The organism is Brasilonema sp. UFV-L1, assembly GCF_012912105.1.
In the GTDB taxonomy this organism is placed as follows: Bacteria; Cyanobacteriota; Cyanobacteriia; order Cyanobacteriales; family Nostocaceae; genus Brasilonema.
Map to the genome: position 1 here is coordinate 23,297 of NZ_QMEA01000056.1, position 15,690 is coordinate 38,986.

Here is a 15,690-nt window from a genome sequence, read left to right on the forward strand (position 1 = left end):
AAATTTGCTAAAAAAAGACTGGCTAATCGCTGATTGTAAGAAAAGGAAGACAATTGGCAATTAGCACTGATCTAATGCACTCTAGACTTTTACAATTAGTCGTTATTCATAGAGTTTTCTCAAGAGTGGCTTGAAACCAAAGACTGTGCTTTATGTAAAGTTTTGGTTTCTGGTACGAATATCCAGAAAATTATAGTTGCTACAGTGGCGATACGCCTTTAGGCGTCTGCGCTTTGCGCAATCGCCGCTAAACCAAGAAATGCAACATTATAGCCAGCCTTTTGCACCACAAACCCAGCTAGCAGATGACTCAGAAAAGCACCTATACCAACAGCAGTATTTAGCGCCCCTTGCGTGACATTAAACCGTCCTGTACCTTTAGTTAAATCAGCAACCATTAGTACTGAAAGTACGCCGAAAATCCCGCCAGCAACTCCATCTAAAATCTGTACTGAAACCAAAAAATAAGGATTATCGCTGAGAGTGTAAAGTACACCACGAATTGGCAAGACAGCGAAGCCAAACAAAAAGATAGGTTTTCTGGCAGTATGGGCTAAACGCCCAGCCAAATTAGCAGAAGGAATCATCACCAACTGGGCAACAATAATGCAAGCCGACATATAAAGTGTAGCCCCCGTTGCTTTGCCTTCTGAGAGTGTTTGACCGACAAGTGGTAACATTGCTGCATTGGCAAAGTGAAAGAGAACCACTGCAAGACAAAACCAAAGTATACGGTGGTCACTGAACAACTGCGTAAAGCCAGAGAGATGATGCGGATGTTTTCCTAGAATGTCCTCATCCTCATCTTTTGCACCACGCGCTAATTCGTGGTCAATCTCTTTTTCTCGAATCCTTAGAACCGCGATCGCACTAGCTACCGCCATAGCTGCAACTAGAAAAAAGATGCCTTTGCTGGTAATAAAAGAACCCACTAAACCAGCTAAAATCGCTGCAAGTACGTTACCTGCATGATTGAACGACTCATTGCGACCAATTCGACGGTCTAAATGATTATGCCCTACGAGTCCTAGGCTAATAGCGGCGATGTCTGGCGACAAGCCGCTCCGCGTCTACGCCCCTGGAAACACCGCTGCTGCTAAACCAATAGAAATTTGACCAGCAATGACGACTGGAAAAATCGGTAACACGGCTATTGCAATGCAACCAATAGAGACAATTGGGCGTTGCTGAATTTGAGTATGAAATACAGTTTTGTCATGCTGAACGAAGCGAAGCGTAGTGAAGCATCTCGTTTAATTTTCAACGCTTTCCGGAGATTCTTCGCTCCACTTCGTTACGCTCAGAATGACAATTCATACCTTTGTTCAGCAACGCCGACAATTGCAGCAGCCAGGACAATCAACATTCGTTTCTGACGCAATCGGTCAACTAACGCACCTGTTGGTGTTTGGGCAATAACTGTTGCAATGGTTGAAGCAGACATTGCAATCCCAATGTTAGCTGGATTCCAATTTTCTGAAGCTTTCAAATAGATAGCTAGATACGGTCCAACTCCATCACGTACATCAGCTAGAAAAAGGTTTAAATAATCAAGTGCCCACAAACTTTTCTGGCTTGGTTTTCTACTTTTTTCGTACATTTTTCGTACATAAATATAATGAAAGTTAAACCAATGCCATTTCATCATTTAAATTTCAATGCGTCTATATCTCTAAGAGTACAATTTTTGGGCAGTTAGTTTATATACGGCAGTGAAGTGGGTACAGTCCATTCAAACGGATTTACTTTTCAAAAACCCAGTTTTTGCATGTATTATGCATTTTATCACTCAAAATTATAAGTAAATCACACTGAAGGTAGATGTTTGAGACGAGCATCTACTAAAAGTATCATAGTAGCCTTTTGAACCTCCATATTTCTGATACGAAATACTGTATCCTCATATTCAAAATATGGTAAATTGACTAGTTCTTTTACCTTTTGCATTAAGGCGACAATAACTTCAAGTGAAATGCCTTCTCCTTGAGTGCAGTTGAAATTTTCTAATATGATGGGTTTGTGTTTAGTGCGTGGGCAAACCTGTGCTGTGAAACTTATCGGACGAGTATTCCCTTTTTCTCTTAGCAGTACTTTTCCTAAAAATGCCATTTTGCCACCATCTAAGAGGTTAATTTGTATTTCTTGCGGCTGTAAATCTACAATTTCACCATCGACATTCAACTGGAAGTTTTGCATCTTGCTGCGAACAAATCTTGATGTCAAAGCATGGTTAATATCTGCTTCTGTGAGTAAAATACGAGCAGTCGTATTGACTGGCTGATTCAGTTCAAGTTGACCAAAAAGAACACTTAATGGATTGATGTCAATGTTATCTGTCTGTAGTTTGATTTCCTGCACACGGATATCTTGCTTCACCAGTCCCTGAGCTTCAATAGAAACTTTATCTGCCTGTCCCTGAAATATTTTCAGGAAGTCAGTTTGTACATCTACGTCTACTTTTTCTACTTTGTCTAGCTGTTTAGAAAGTTGCTTTTCTGCTTCCTGTGAAAGCATTTGCTCTTCTATTCGTTGCTCTTCTAACATGAGTTGATTATCTGCTGGTGTTGGGGTTACTGCTTAATTTAGACGCTGAGCACAAAGAAGCGTATCTACAAAATGGTAGAAGCAATTGAAATCAATATCATTGATGGTGAAGCACAATCACCTCTAAGTTAGACCAGCGTTCGCGTAAGACTCCAGTAAGGGCGCGTAAACCCCATGCTTCACCTCGATGATGACCAACTGAAATCAGACCAATTTTCGTTTCTAGCAATGCTTGTTCAGCAGGCTGCCGTAACTGTCCGGTAATGTAGATATTAGCACCGCGAGTTGCTGCTTCATGCACAAGCGAATCAGTCATTGCACCAACAACAGCAACTCGTGTGACTTCAGGGTTTTGGGCTGCATGTACTTGATGTACTTGCTCGTATCCACCAAAAATTTGATTGACACAATCACACAAACGGACAAAGCTTTGAGTCGGAAGATCTCCAATCATACCGATCGCTCTGCCGTTTTTGTTTCCTAGCACTTCTAAACCAGACATTCCCAACACTTGCGCTAATCTGGGATTGAAAGAAAATGTTAAGCGCTCATCAAATGGTAAATGATAAGATATAACACCAATATCTGGTGCTAGTTGTCCTGGTTCAAGTTTCCAGGGACGATGTAAGAACAGTGCGTCTATATCTTGAGTGCTTACCCATTCTTGTAACTGCGCCCACGGTTCTAGTACCAAGCCCAAACGTCTAACAAAACGTGTTGAAGGTAAATATACACCACCTCTTTCCTCTTGAGAGTATTGCTCAACAGCAAAGAATTGGTCTAGAAATTCTGTTATCTGTTGTAAAAGAATCAAGTTGCTTTCAGTTATCATTCATAATGTCTTATTATGAATCATTTAACGATATTTCATGAATTATATCTTTTTTGTAAACAGCAACAGAGAAAATTCTTAAAATTCTTAAAATTTCTACAAGAGCAACCAAAAACTTAACCAAAAAATAGCGGCAATTGTCTAAATCTAACTAAATAAAGATGCTTAATAATTTGACAATAGGTAACAAAATAGGTGCAGGTGTTGGATTTGGGTTAATGATGCTTGCCGCTATTGGAGTTATTTCATACCAAACGACAAACAATCTTATTGAAACCTCTGGCTGGCAAACCCATACCTATCAAGTACTTGGAGATTTGAATAATTTAAGGTCTCAGCTAAAAGAGGCTGAGAAAGCACAACGTAGTTATCTGCTGACGGAAGAAAAAAGTGAAGTACAATCTTACAACAGTGCAATTTCATCTGTTGAACAAAGTCTCAAATCCTTGAGAAGATTAACGGTAGATAACCCGAATCAGCAGCGTAGAATTGATGCTCTAGAGCCAAAGATTCAACAGAAATTAGAGGCAATGCAAAGCTCAATTTCTTTGCGTGACAGTCAAGGATTAGATGCTGTCAGGCAACAGGTGTTGACGGATAATAGCGACAGTTTGATGAATGAAATCCGTCGCCTAACTTTAGATATGGAAAACGAAGAGCGGAATTTATTAGAACAACGCTCTCGGCGAACTCAAGCAGCAACTCATCAGGCAATGAATACTATCACTTATGGTATTCCCCTAGCTTTTTTACTCTTAACTTTAATTGGTATTTATTTAACTAGAAATATTTCTAAACCTCTTCAAGAACTTTCTAAAGTCACAGAAAAGCTATCAATGGGAGACTTATCTGTGAGTACAACTGCTAACAATCGCCGGGATGAAATTGGTGTGTTAGCGCAGGCGTTTAACGAGATGGTTGCTAATTTACAAAAGACAACTAAGATAAATAATGAACAAAACTGGTTAAAATCTAACGTGGCTAAATTTAGCCAGATGCTGCAAGGTCAGAGAAGTTTAGAAACTGTTGCTAGTATGATTCTCTGTGAACTTGCTCCATTGGTGAATGCACAACATGGTGTTTTCTACATCATGGACTCTGGTGAGCAACAGCCAATGCTCAAGCTTATCGGTAGCTATGCATACCAACAACGGAAACATCTGTCGAACAGATTCCGCTTAGGTGAAGGACTGGTGGGACAATGCGCTCTAGAAAAACAAAAAATTATACTGACAGATGTACCAAGTGACTATATTCATATCAGTTCTGGTTTAGGCGAAGCCAAACCACTGAATATTATTGTGTTACCTGTGCTGTTTGAAAACCAGGTGACAGCAGTGATTGAGTTAGCTTCTTTTCAACGCTTTGGAGAGATTTCTCTGATTTTTCTAGAGCAAGTTACAGAAACCATAGGTGTGGTGCTAAACATCATTGCAGCCGATATCCGCACTCAAGAACTCCTTCAACAATCCCAAGCTTTAACGCAACAGCTACAAATTCAGCAAGAAGAACTTAAGCAGAGTAATCAAATATTAAAAGAACAGGCCGAGACGTTGCAAGCATCGGAAAAACTCTTGAAGCAGCAGCAAGAAGAATTGCAGCAATCTAACGAAGAATTGCAGCAACTAACTGCTGATCTGGAAGAAAAAGCGGAGTTACTATCAGCGCAAAAAAAGGAAGTTGAAAACAAAAATCAGCAACTAGAAGAAACAAGGCAATCATTAGAAGAGAAAGCAGAACAACTAGCGCTGTCGTCAAAATACAAGTCGGAATTTTTGGCGAATATGTCCCACGAATTGCGGACACCACTCAACAGTTTATTGATTTTAGCGAAGCTGTTAGCAGATAATGTTGAGGGGAACCTGAGTGCAAAACAAGTAGAATATAGCCGTACAATTCACTCGGCAGGTCATGACCTTTTGGTGTTAATCAATGACATTTTAGATTTGGCAAAAATTGAATCTGGAACTATGTCAATTAACATCAACCAAATGCTGTTGACGGAATTGCGTGACTACATAGAAAGTACATTTAGGCAAATTGCAACTGACAAAAAGCTTTCTTTCACTATTGAATTAGCTCCAGAACTGCCAACAACAATTGAAACTGATGTAAAATGTTTACAACAAGTGTTAAAAAATCTGTTAGCAAATGCCTTTAAATTTACAGAACGAGGAGAAGTCAGCTTGCGGCTGTTTGTGGCAAAGCAAGGGTGGAGTTCCGACCAGGAAACTTTGAATTGTGCCCCTACTGTTATAGCCTTCGCTGTTAAAGATACGGGTATAGGCATTGCTTTGGAAAAGCAAAATATTATTTTTGAGGCATTTCAACAAGCAGATGGTAGTACGAATCGTAAGTATGAGGGTACAGGGCTAGGCTTGTCAATTTGTCGTAAACTCACTCATCTGTTGGGTGGCGAAATCAAACTTGAAAGTCGCTTAGGTCAAGGAAGCACGTTTACGCTTTACTTACCCCAAACAAGAGGACAAGAGGATGGGGGGACACGAGGACAAGGAGAAACAGGAGTCACACAGGGAAAGAGTCACGCAGGGAGGGAAAGTTTTCTCACTGCGTCCTTTACTCGTTCACTGACTACAAACTCCGAACCAGAGACGCGAACACTTGACCTTCCCACTCCTTTGATTGACGATAGAGGTAACATCCAACCAGGAGACCGCGTACTTCTGATTGTGGAAGATGATCTCATGTTTGCGCGTATCCTTTTAGATATGGCACGACAAAAAGAATTTAAGGTCATTGTCGCTCATAATGGTAGTACAGGTTTGAGGTTGGTACAAAAATTTCAGCCTTCAGCAATCATCCTGGATATCCATTTACCAGAATTGGATGGTTGGACAGTGTTGGATCGTCTCAAGCATGATGCTTCTGTCCGTCATATCCCAGTGCATATTATGACAGTTGAGGAGGGGCGACAGCGGGGTTTGCAACAAGGGGCGATCGCCTATCTGCAAAAGCCAGTTAGTAGTGAGGCGTTACACCAAGCATTGACGAGAATGAAAGGTTTTGTCGATCGCAGTGTCAAAAATCTGCTGGTTGTGGAAGATGACCCCACTCAACGACGTAGTATTATGGAACTGATAGGTAACAGCGATGTTGAAACGACTGCTGTTGGAACAGGAGCAGAAGCACTAGCGGAGATTCGCTCACAGCATTACGACTGTGTGGTGCTGGATTTAGGACTACCAGACATGAGCGGGTTTGAGTTGATTTCACAAATTAAGCAGCAACCACATGGTGAAGCATTGCCCATCATTATCTATACTGCCAGAGAACTGACAAGAGCCGAAGACACTCAACTGCGACGCATTGCAGAAACCATTATTGTCAAAGATGTGCGTTCACCCGAACGTTTGCTGGACGAAACTGCTTTGTTCCTGCATCGAGTGCAAGCAAATTTACCGATACCTAAACGACAAATTCTCGAACAATTGCAATCGTCTGACACCGTACTCGCAGGCAAAAAAGTGCTGATTGTCGATGATGATGTGCGTAACATCTTCGCCCTGACAAGTATGCTTGAGCGTTATCAAATGCAGGTTTTGTATGCGGAAAACGGTAAGGATGGCATTGAAGTTTTGCAAAATAACCCAGACATTGATATGGTTTTGATGGATATGATGATGCCAGAATTGGATGGTTACCAAACAACTCATCTGATTCGACAAAACAATCAATTTAAATCTCTGCCAATCATTGCACTGACTGCAAAAGCTATGCAAAGCGATCGCGACAAGTGTATTGAAGCTGGTGCATCCGACTACATTTCCAAACCTGTTGACACTGAGCAGTTGCTTTCTCTTTTGCGCGTTTGGCTATATAGATAGTTTTCTGCTCTTTAATTCCCTAAGTAATTCTGATTTTACCATAATCAGCTCGTTTTACGGAGTCATTGGCGTAAAAAATTTGCCGTCATTCGTCATTCTTTCTAATTCTCTGGAAAGAGACTGCAGCAGAAGTGATTGAGCTGAGTGCAGAAAAAAATGGTCTCCAGGGAACATCTGCTCAGAAAAAGCAGCATTTGTTTGTTCTCGCCAAGCTTGGAGTTCATCGTAACTAACTTCTGAATCCTCTAAACCACCAAAGGCTGTTATCGGACAGTTGAGAGTGGGTTCGGGAGCATAAACGTAAGTTTCAAGGACAGCAAAATCTGCCCGCAAGATGGGGATAAGTAACTGCATGAGTTCGGCATTTTCTAGTACTGCTTTAGGCGTACCATTAAGACGATACAGTTCTTCTATGAACTCAGGCTCGTTTAAAGCGTGGACGGGCGGTTTTGGGTCAGGGATTTGAGGAGCTCGGCGACCGGATACAAACAAGTGAATCGGACTGGTATCATATTCTCTACACAGTAAACGGGCAAGCTCAAAGCTGACAAGCGCACCCATGCTGTGACCGAAGAAGGCGAATGGTTTATCTAAATGTGGAAGCAGGGCGGAAGCTAGAAACTCAACCAATGGTTCTAGCTGCGAGAAAGGAGTCAACCTCATCTGGCTTCCTCTTCCAGGAAGTTCAATCGGACAAACTTCGACAGTCTTTGGTAAATTGTTGAACCACGGGCGAAAAACCAGAGAACTACCCCCTGCGTAGGGAAAGCAGAATAAACGCACCGAAGCCTGAGAATTAGGATACGGACAGGTAACGCAGGAGTTATGTGTGTGTGTGGTTTTCATCATCTAACTTCGCGCATTGCACTTTTTTCTTATAGGACCGTCATTTGTCATGAGTCATTTCTTCTTTATTTAACTTCTTTATTTAAGTTTAAAGACAAATGACTCATGATTGATTCAAATCATACAGGACGACCACTACAAGTTAATATGCAAGCTTATTTGCATTATACCTCACTGTGAGCAGCTTCCTCCATCTTTTTCCGAAGACTCAGTGGTCTCATGTCAGTCCAAACTTCTTTAATGTAATCCAGACATTCTTGTTTGGGACCACTTTTACCAACATCTTTCCAGCCAAGAGGATTGTCGCGATCAGCAGGCCAAATTGAATATTGTTCTTCATGATTGACTACAACTTTGTAAATAGTCGTGTCTTCTTTGTCGTCTTGGTACATATTTCTCTCCAGTCAGTTAATCAGATATGTTTTGTATGCTTTTTTCGTAAAAACTATCACCCTTCTATTGGTTCAAGGTGTCCTTTTCCTTCTAAAGTTGCCAGGTCAATATCTGCTATGCATCGAACTTTTACGTAGTTTAAAGATAAGTTACCAACTATGTGAGCCTGACCCTTTTTGTTCTCAAAGTCAGCTTTACTGAAATTAGATGCTTCTGGATCAAGTCTGACACCTAAATCAGTCCCTCCCCTAGTATTCATGAATTTGATGTGAACATATCCACGCTCAATAGATTCTTTCAAAGCAGCGGCTGTTTTCTCAGGTCTTAAGCTGGCTTCAACGGGATGCTCGCCTTGTGACAATCGTTGTACTAACTCGTTCATGAAAGTGTCTACCCCTTAAAAATCGCTTTTGTCTTAATTTGCTGATCACCCTACTTTCACAGGTTCATAAACTGGAATTTCAAACGCGAGGGTCTTTTGACAAAATTCTTTCCACTCAGGAGTTACATTGTCAAAGATAATATTTTCGTCTTTGAAAATTCCATCTGTGACGACGTAGTTTTCTTGGAGATATAGAAAGTCATCATCAGTGAGTGTTCTATTCACTTCGACTTCCTTGCCATCAATCTCTTTCTTTTCTTTTCTCGTATTTTCAGCATTCTCAGTCCAATGACTAAACTCGCGCAATTTTTTGATTGGATAGGCTTTGCAATATTTTCCCATGCTTGCCATCATAGTACCTCTTGAAAAAAACTACATAAATCAGATTTTATACAAATTGCTATCGATTTATTTATGTTTCTCGAATTGCTTTAACAGTTATCAGTTATCACTGTGTACTGTGTACTGTGTACTGTGTACTGTGTACTGTGTACTGTTTTAATTGTCAAAGAAATTCTTGAAAAGTTAAAGTCGCAATTAACAGAAAAGATAAAGTAGGTCGGTAGAAATAGGGAAAGTATTGTTTTTCAAGAAAGCGCTCTGGTTTGAATTGCTTCGGTGATGCAAATTCTGGCTTAGATTGGCTTAGATATATTGAAAGTTATTTTTAATTGGCACCTTTTACTCTAAAAGAAATCTATTGCATTTAGCAAGCCTCAAATCATAGATAATACTTATCAATAATTTTTCTAGATATTAGCGATCACTATTTTAAGAAAATTCATACTTTTGATAGGTATTCAAAAAAGATTTTAAATGCAATTGTCTTTCATTCATCTTACTGAGTGATTATATATAGTCTATATTATAGATGTTCACTCACCGAAAAGTGTTTACTAATAAATGCTGTCTGTTGGTAATACAGAGAATAATGTGGTGTATAAATAAACATGTGCAATGAGGGTTTTCTGAATATTGACTTGACATCATGAAATTATATGAATGAATTAGTGTTAATCAATAGCAATGGTGTATTTAAGATTTACCTACTATATGTAAACTTTTATTGGTTGCAGTTTCATTAAGCTTGCTTTATCGATGCAAATGAATTTCAATAATCTCCTATGAGTCGCGTTATCAACTAGAGATTTCGTGGCGTGACAAAGTTAAAGAAAAATCATGAAATCTAATGAGCTTGTTTTCAGCCTGTTGCAATCAGGCGCAATTTTTGTGTTGGTTGGTCACATCTGTTACTAGAAGCGAGGAAATATCATCAAAAAGTTCTGTTTAACAGTTATCAGTTATCAGTGTGTACTGTGTACTGTGTACTGTGTACTGTTTTAAATTCGGTTCTATTCTTCTAATGAATATCTCAAGACAAGTATGGGCTATTTATACAAAACTTTCAGGCGAAAGCCATTTCGACTGTTATCATTTTTACTTGGTATCATCTTTGCTCTAGTTTTGGGATGTCAAACTTCTGCACGAGTCGCAAAAAGTACTGAAATCCTCTGGGATACTTACGGAATACCCCACATTTACGGCAAAGATGTCCAAAGTGCATTTCAAGCTTTCGGTTGGGCACAGATGCAAAGTCACGGTAACTTGCTTTTGCGTCTCTACGGTCAAGCGCGGGGACGTGCTGCTGAATACTGGGGAGAAAAATATTTAGAATCAGACCGTTGGGTTCTCACGACGGGAATTCCAGAACGTGCAAGTTCTTGGTATAATTCACAAAGTCCAACTTTTCGTAACTACCTAGATGCCTTTGCTGCTGGAATTAATGCTTATGCTAAGGAGCATAAAGAAAAGCTTGACGACGAGGTAGAGGCTGTACTTCCAGTCAAGGCGGAAGATGTTCTGGCTCACTTACATCGAGTTTTGCATTTTACTTTTGTTGTCAACCCAGAAGAAGTTGCAGGCGTCGCTAAGGAAGAATCAAAAGCAGGATCTAATGGTTGGGCCATAGCACCAAAACGTTCTGAAAGTGGTAAAGCGATGTTGCTTGCAAACCCACATTTGCTTTGGTCGGATTTATTTTTGTGGTACGAAGCACAAGTAACTGCTCCCGGTATTGATGCTTACGGTGCAACACTGGTTGGAATTCCTGTGTTGGCGATCGCCTTCAATGACAATTTAGGTTGGACTCACACCGTCAACACTTTCGATGGCTGGGATGCTTACAAACTGGAGCTCGTTGAAAATGGTTATCGCTTTGATGGCAAAGTGCGTCCTTTCCAAACAACAAACCTTTCGGTGAAAGTAAGGCAAAAAGATGGTACAATAAGTACTCAACCCCTAGTTGTGAAACGTTCTATTCACGGACCAGTTGTCACAGAGAAAGACGGACAAGCCATAGCACTACGCGTTGTTGGTCTTGACCGACCTGGGGTACTTGAACAGTGGTGGGATATGGCGCGTTCCCAAAACCTCAAACAATTTGAAACTGCACTCCAACGCCTGCAACTCCCGATGTTCACGGTGATGTATGCAGATAGAGATGGACACATCATGCATCTGTTCAACGGTCAAGTTCCGGTTCGTTCTCAAGGTGATTTTCAATATTGGCAAGGGGTTATTCCTGGTGACACTTCTAAAACCTTATGGACGAAAATTCATCCCTACCAAGATTTACCACGCGTCGTTGACCCAGAAAGCGGCTGGTTGCAAAATGCCAATGATCCACCTTGGACAACAACATTTCCTACAGCTATCAAACCAGATAATTATCCACCTTACATCGCACCGCCTGGTCCCACGAATTTTCGGGCGCAGCGTTCAGTCCGAATGCTGTTTGAGGATGACAAAATTTCTTTTGATGAACTGGTAGAATACAAGCATTCGACGCGGATGGAACTAGCAGATCGCCTACTAGATGACTTAATTCCCGCAGCACGACAGTCTGGTAGTGAATTAGCAAGGCGATCGGCAGATGTCTTACAAGCCTGGGATCGGCAAGCCAATGCAGATAGCAAAGGTGCAGTACTCTTCGCTGCTTGGGCAGAAGAGATGAACTTAGATAAGACATTTAGTAAACCTTGGAGTGAAGACTCTCCACGCACCACACCCGACGGTTTAGCTGATCCCAAATCGGCAGTTGCAACACTCGAAGCTGTTGCTACCAAAGTGGAAAAAACATACGGGGCGCTAGATGTCGCGTGGGGAGATGTTTTCCGTATAACGGTAAGCAATAAAGATTTACCTGCGAATGGTGGTAATGGAGGTCTTGGTATTTTCCGCGTCGTTAATTTTACACCAAAAGCAGAAGGTCGCTTCCAAGCAGTTGCTGGTGATTCGTTCGTCGCGGCGATTGAGTTTTCTCAACCAGTCAAAGCGATGGCGCTGATTGGCTACGGTAATTCAACTCAACCAGGTTCGCCCCATGTCAGTGATCAGTTACAGTTGTTTGCTCGCAAGCAGTTGCGTTCAGTTTGGCGAGAGCGTTCTGATATTCTAGCTCACTTGGAAGAACGTAAGGTATTGTGATACCGATTTAAAAAATGTTTGCGACAGATGACCCCACCCTCGCTTTTAGCTGCGCTAAAATCTTTCCCTCCCCGAATTCGCGGGGAGGGTTAGGGAGGGGTTTAAAAGTTTTCAACTCCATGTGTCGCATTCTTTTTTCAAACTGGTATGACACAAAAGGTACAGGGAGACACAAACCCGGTTTCTTAAAGAAACCGGGTTTCTACGTACGCAAACTACCTTCAACCGAAGCGTATTGCTTCAACTCCAGCCATATCCAAAATTTGCGGAATCAAATCTTCACGCTTCACCGCCATCATGTGGACACCCTGACACAATTGACGCGCTATCTGAACTTGTTCAGCAGCAATTTTCATTCCTTCTTCAAGAGGATCTTTTGCTTGCGCCAATCTATCAATGATGTGTTCAGGAATATTCACACCTGGTACACACCGATTGATAAACTGAGCATTTTTCGCTGATTTCAACAGAAAAATTCCTGCTAAAATTGGTTTGTCACAGCCAGCAGCTATTTTATCCATAAACTTTTCTAGCCGCTCAAAATCTGTAATCAGCTGACTTTGAAAAAATTCCGCCCCTGCAGCTAATTTACGTTCAAACCGACTTTGTAAACCAGACCAACTGGCACATTGCGGATCGACTGCTGCACCTGGAAATAAGTCTAGCGCACCATCAGTCAGAGGTTTTTCGTTGCAGTCAACGCCTTGATTGAGTTTGTGAATCACTTGTAGCAAGCGCACGGCTTCAAGGTCGAATACACCTTTAGCGTCAGGATGGTCGCCTGCTTTCACAGGATCGCCAGTCAAAGCTAAAATGTTATAAATACCCAAAGCATGAGCGCCCATGAGGTCGGCTTGTAAGCTAATCCGGTTGCGATCGCGACAAGCAATTTGACAAACCGGCTCAATACCATTTTGTAACAAAATTGCCGATGCAACCAGCGAACACATGCGTAATACTGCGCGGCTACCATCAGTAATATTGACGGCATGAACTCTCCCCTTAAGAGTCGCCGCCATTTGTATCATGTGGTCTGGATTACCGCCTTTCGGTGGTGCCACTTCGGCGGTAATCAGGAATTGACCAGCTTTTGCCGCTGTACGGAAAGAAGTTAAAGCGGTTGGACTTATAGTATCCAGCATAACTTATGACGATTTCTGTCTCTGGGTACAGCTATAGCACAAGATACCGTCATAAGAAAAGCTTAGATTAACAGAGAATAACCCATCGCAGCTTTGACTTGATTGAGAGTTTGGTTGGCGATCGCCTCTGCTTTGTGCTTTCCATGTCGCAACACAGACTCTAGATAAGCTTTGTCGTTCATCACCTCTTGATATTTTTCTTGAATCGGTTTGAGGGCTTCAATCATTGTCTGTGTTAACAAAGGTTTAAATTGTCCCCAGCCCATATCCTGACACTCGGCTGCTACTTCCTCCTTGGTTTTTCCAGAAAGCAGCATATACAGTGTTAACAAATTGTTACTTTCGGGACGTTCTGAATTGTCAAACTCTAAGCCGCGAATCGGATCAGTTTTACAACGCTTAATCTTTTTTGCAATCTCATCAGGCGAATCGAGTAAATTAATGCGACTCAACTCAGACGGATCAGACTTCGACATTTTCTTAGTTCCGTCTGTCAAACTCATCACCCTTGCACCTTCTTTGCGAATCAAAGGTTCTGGTAACTTTAGTACAGGCTGATCTGGTTTCGCAAATTGGTGATTAAACCTGTTGACAATATCCCGCGTCAGTTCCAAGTGTTGCTTTTGGTCTTCACCCACTGGTACTTTATCAGTTTGGTAAAGCAGAATATCAGATGCCATGAGAACTGGATAGTCCAACAAGCCGACACCAACATTTTCTCCTTGCTTGAGTGCCTTCTCCTTAAACTGAATCATATCTTGAAGCCAGTTTAAGGGTGTGATGCAGTTAAGCAACCAAGTGAGTTCACAGTGGGCACAAACGTGAGATTGTACAAAAATAGTAGAGTAGTTCAAATCAATGCCGCATGCAAGATAAAGAGCGGCGATCGCTTCAGTATCATTTGCCAGCGTCTCGGGTTTATGTGGTACAGTAATCGCGTGTAAATCCACCACACAAAACAAATTATCAAACTGGCTTTGGATTTCTACCCAGTTGCGAATAGCGCCCAAGTAGTTGCCCAAATGCAAGTTACCAGTTGGTTGAACTCCAGAAAAAATTCGTTGCCTGCCCATAAACTGCAATATACTTTTTTAAATCCGACGATAGCGGGAATACAATTGATTTTCTTAGAGGGTGTTTATAAATTTGGCAAAAACCTCGATTTGTCATGCTGAACGTAGCGATAGCGTAGTGAAGCATCTCTCGACTATGATGCAAACCCTAGATTCTATGTCCTGCGGACACGCTGCGCTAACGTTGTGTTTCACTCCACTGCCCTGCGGGCACGCTACGCGCTCCAGAATGACAAATTTATTTTATAAACACCCTCTTAGTTTGACATTTGTTTAGATTTCATGCAAAGACGGGCAGTCAACGATCTGTTTTTACCTGGTGCGATCGCATAACGTGCTCAAAGGGGTTGAGAAGAAAGGCAGTTATGCTGGAGGCAGATTTGACGCAGTCTGGGATTTAAATCCCAGGCTAATAGACGAAGTCCATTAAAATGGATGCAAACTCAGATGGATGCAGATAAACTCAAGGAACTAGTCCAACAGCTACAAGCACAAGATGAAAGGATACGTCAGGTTGTTTTGAGTGAGATTGAATTAACTGATAATGGCAGAAAAGCCGTAAACTTATAAATTACATTATATCTCTATATTTCGCTTTTTCCAATAATCGGGTTTGCGCTTTCCATGTGCAATCGCTATCACCCAAATAACTTCTTCAAGCTCTATATAAAAGATGAGATAAGGGAAACGTTTAATAGCATAACGACGCACCCCTTCAATTTTGTATGGTGTTCCGAGATTTGGATTTTGCTGAATATTTCCAAGAACTTTCTCCACTTCAGATAATAAATCAAGTCAATCGCCAATTTTCTGCTTCTCATAGTAAGCAATTGCAGCATCAAGTTCCTTTCTGGCTTCGGTGTGGATAACGATAAACTTCACGAATACTTCTCTCGCAACTCGGAAAATACTTGATTTGATGGTTCGCCAATAGCTGTTCCACGATGAATATCTTCTAGGCGCTTAGTTAATTCCGTATCCCAAGCAGCTTCTACATCATTATCAACATTTTCATTAGCAATATTTTCATCTAAAGATTGAATCAAAAAATGAGCAATGTCGGCACGTTCTTGTGCAGAAAGTTGAGAAAGTTCAAGCTTGAGTTTTTCTGCTGTTTCAGTCATCGAAAATTTGGGTAGAAACCCCG

At 41.3% G+C, this 15,690-nt stretch carries 15 protein-coding genes; 3 read left to right on the top strand and 12 right to left on the bottom strand.

Annotated elements, in window-relative coordinates; translation table 11 throughout:
* Window positions 1-218: 218 nt before the first annotated feature.
* The 4 genes from DP117_RS17280 to DP117_RS17295 form a co-directional block, all read right to left on the bottom strand.
* A complete protein-coding gene (locus DP117_RS17280; RefSeq protein ID WP_211176165.1) occupies window positions 219-1,058 on the bottom strand; it encodes an MFS transporter in 840 nt (279 codons plus the stop codon).
* A 242-nt stretch (window positions 1,059-1,300) separates the two neighbouring features.
* A complete protein-coding gene (locus DP117_RS17285) occupies window positions 1,301-1,648 on the bottom strand; it encodes an MFS transporter (RefSeq protein ID WP_211176166.1) in 348 nt (115 codons plus the stop codon).
* A gap of 158 nt (window positions 1,649-1,806) precedes the next feature.
* A complete protein-coding gene (locus DP117_RS17290; RefSeq protein WP_169219525.1) occupies window positions 1,807-2,544 on the bottom strand; it encodes a DUF2993 domain-containing protein in 738 nt (245 codons plus the stop codon).
* 97 nt (window positions 2,545-2,641) lie between these two features.
* Entirely contained in the window at window positions 2,642-3,376 is a 735-nt protein-coding gene (locus tag DP117_RS17295) for a Nif3-like dinuclear metal center hexameric protein (RefSeq protein ID WP_169219526.1), read from the bottom strand.
* A gap of 161 nt (window positions 3,377-3,537) precedes the next feature.
* Between DP117_RS17295 and DP117_RS17300 the strand changes: the two genes are divergently transcribed.
* A complete protein-coding gene (locus DP117_RS17300; RefSeq protein WP_169219527.1) occupies window positions 3,538-7,221 on the top strand; it encodes a response regulator in 3,684 nt (1,227 codons plus the stop codon).
* A 54-nt stretch (window positions 7,222-7,275) separates the two neighbouring features.
* Here DP117_RS17300 and DP117_RS17305 read toward each other — a convergent pair whose 3' ends face one another.
* From DP117_RS17305 to DP117_RS17320, 4 genes are all read right to left on the bottom strand, one after another.
* Entirely contained in the window at window positions 7,276-8,067 is a 792-nt protein-coding gene (locus tag DP117_RS17305; RefSeq protein WP_169219534.1) for a thioesterase II family protein, read from the bottom strand.
* Window positions 8,068-8,231: 164 nt separating this feature from the next.
* Window positions 8,232-8,459, bottom strand: coding sequence for an MbtH family protein (locus DP117_RS17310; RefSeq protein ID WP_169219528.1), 228 nt, complete (start codon window positions 8,457-8,459; stop codon window positions 8,232-8,234).
* Between the two features lie 56 nt (window positions 8,460-8,515).
* Entirely contained in the window at window positions 8,516-8,842 is a 327-nt protein-coding gene (locus DP117_RS17315) for an MbtH domain protein (protein WP_169219529.1), read from the bottom strand.
* Window positions 8,843-8,887: 45 nt separating this feature from the next.
* The gene (locus DP117_RS17320) at window positions 8,888-9,196 is read right to left on the bottom strand and encodes a hypothetical protein (RefSeq protein ID WP_248277696.1); all 309 of its coding nucleotides are present in this window, start codon (window positions 9,194-9,196) and stop codon (window positions 8,888-8,890) included.
* 1,029 nt (window positions 9,197-10,225) lie between these two features.
* Between DP117_RS17320 and DP117_RS17325 the strand changes: the two genes are divergently transcribed.
* A complete protein-coding gene (locus DP117_RS17325) occupies window positions 10,226-12,328 on the top strand; it encodes an acylase (RefSeq protein ID WP_169219530.1) in 2,103 nt (700 codons plus the stop codon).
* Between the two features lie 221 nt (window positions 12,329-12,549).
* Here DP117_RS17325 and DP117_RS17330 read toward each other — a convergent pair whose 3' ends face one another.
* Together DP117_RS17330 and trpS are read right to left on the bottom strand one after the other, a co-directional pair.
* Window positions 12,550-13,470, bottom strand: a complete 921-nt coding sequence (locus DP117_RS17330) for a methylenetetrahydrofolate reductase (protein WP_169219531.1) — start codon at window positions 13,468-13,470, stop codon at window positions 12,550-12,552.
* A 62-nt stretch (window positions 13,471-13,532) separates the two neighbouring features.
* Window positions 13,533-14,543 carry a tryptophan--tRNA ligase gene (gene trpS, locus DP117_RS17335; protein WP_169219532.1) on the bottom strand — a complete coding sequence of 337 codons (1,011 nt, stop codon included), beginning with the start codon at window positions 14,541-14,543 and terminating at the stop codon, window positions 13,533-13,535.
* Between the two features lie 435 nt (window positions 14,544-14,978).
* Here trpS and DP117_RS36990 point away from each other — a divergent pair, with 435 nt between their 5' ends.
* Window positions 14,979-15,113: a hypothetical protein gene (locus DP117_RS36990; protein ID WP_282440295.1), complete on the top strand. Its 135-nt coding sequence runs from the start codon at window positions 14,979-14,981 to the stop codon at window positions 15,111-15,113.
* A gap of 6 nt (window positions 15,114-15,119) precedes the next feature.
* On the opposite strand, the gene DP117_RS36275 is transcribed toward DP117_RS36990, so the two are convergent.
* Both DP117_RS36275 and DP117_RS17345 read right to left on the bottom strand, forming a co-directional pair.
* Window positions 15,120-15,320: a type II toxin-antitoxin system RelE/ParE family toxin gene (locus tag DP117_RS36275; RefSeq protein WP_339381287.1), complete on the bottom strand. Its 201-nt coding sequence runs from the start codon at window positions 15,318-15,320 to the stop codon at window positions 15,120-15,122.
* A gap of 101 nt (window positions 15,321-15,421) precedes the next feature.
* On the bottom strand, window positions 15,422-15,690 hold a 269-nt coding region (locus DP117_RS17345; RefSeq protein ID WP_248277697.1), incomplete at its 5' end, for an addiction module protein.

Excerpts from the sequence above, each read along its gene's own strand:
- DP117_RS17285 (WP_211176166.1), bottom strand. The coding sequence starts at position 1,648 with ATGATGAAATGGCATTGGTTTAACTTTCATTATATTTATGTACGAAAA.
- DP117_RS17290 (WP_169219525.1), bottom strand. The coding sequence starts at position 2,544 with ATGTTAGAAGAGCAACGAATAGAAGAGCAAATGCTTTCACAGGAAGCA.
- DP117_RS17295 (WP_169219526.1), bottom strand. The coding sequence starts at position 3,376 with ATGATAACTGAAAGCAACTTGATTCTTTTACAACAGATAACAGAATTT.
- DP117_RS17300 (WP_169219527.1), top strand. The coding sequence starts at position 3,538 with ATGCTTAATAATTTGACAATAGGTAACAAAATAGGTGCAGGTGTTGGA.
- DP117_RS17305 (WP_169219534.1), bottom strand. The coding sequence starts at position 8,067 with ATGAAAACCACACACACACATAACTCCTGCGTTACCTGTCCGTATCCT.
- DP117_RS17310 (WP_169219528.1), bottom strand. The coding sequence starts at position 8,459 with ATGTACCAAGACGACAAAGAAGACACGACTATTTACAAAGTTGTAGTC.
- DP117_RS17315 (WP_169219529.1), bottom strand. The coding sequence starts at position 8,842 with ATGAACGAGTTAGTACAACGATTGTCACAAGGCGAGCATCCCGTTGAA.
- DP117_RS17320 (WP_248277696.1), bottom strand. The coding sequence starts at position 9,196 with ATGATGGCAAGCATGGGAAAATATTGCAAAGCCTATCCAATCAAAAAA.
- DP117_RS17325 (WP_169219530.1), top strand. The coding sequence starts at position 10,226 with ATGGGCTATTTATACAAAACTTTCAGGCGAAAGCCATTTCGACTGTTA.
- DP117_RS17330 (WP_169219531.1), bottom strand. The coding sequence starts at position 13,470 with ATGCTGGATACTATAAGTCCAACCGCTTTAACTTCTTTCCGTACAGCG.
- trpS (WP_169219532.1), bottom strand. The coding sequence starts at position 14,543 with ATGGGCAGGCAACGAATTTTTTCTGGAGTTCAACCAACTGGTAACTTG.
- DP117_RS36990 (WP_282440295.1), top strand. The coding sequence starts at position 14,979 with ATGCAAACTCAGATGGATGCAGATAAACTCAAGGAACTAGTCCAACAG.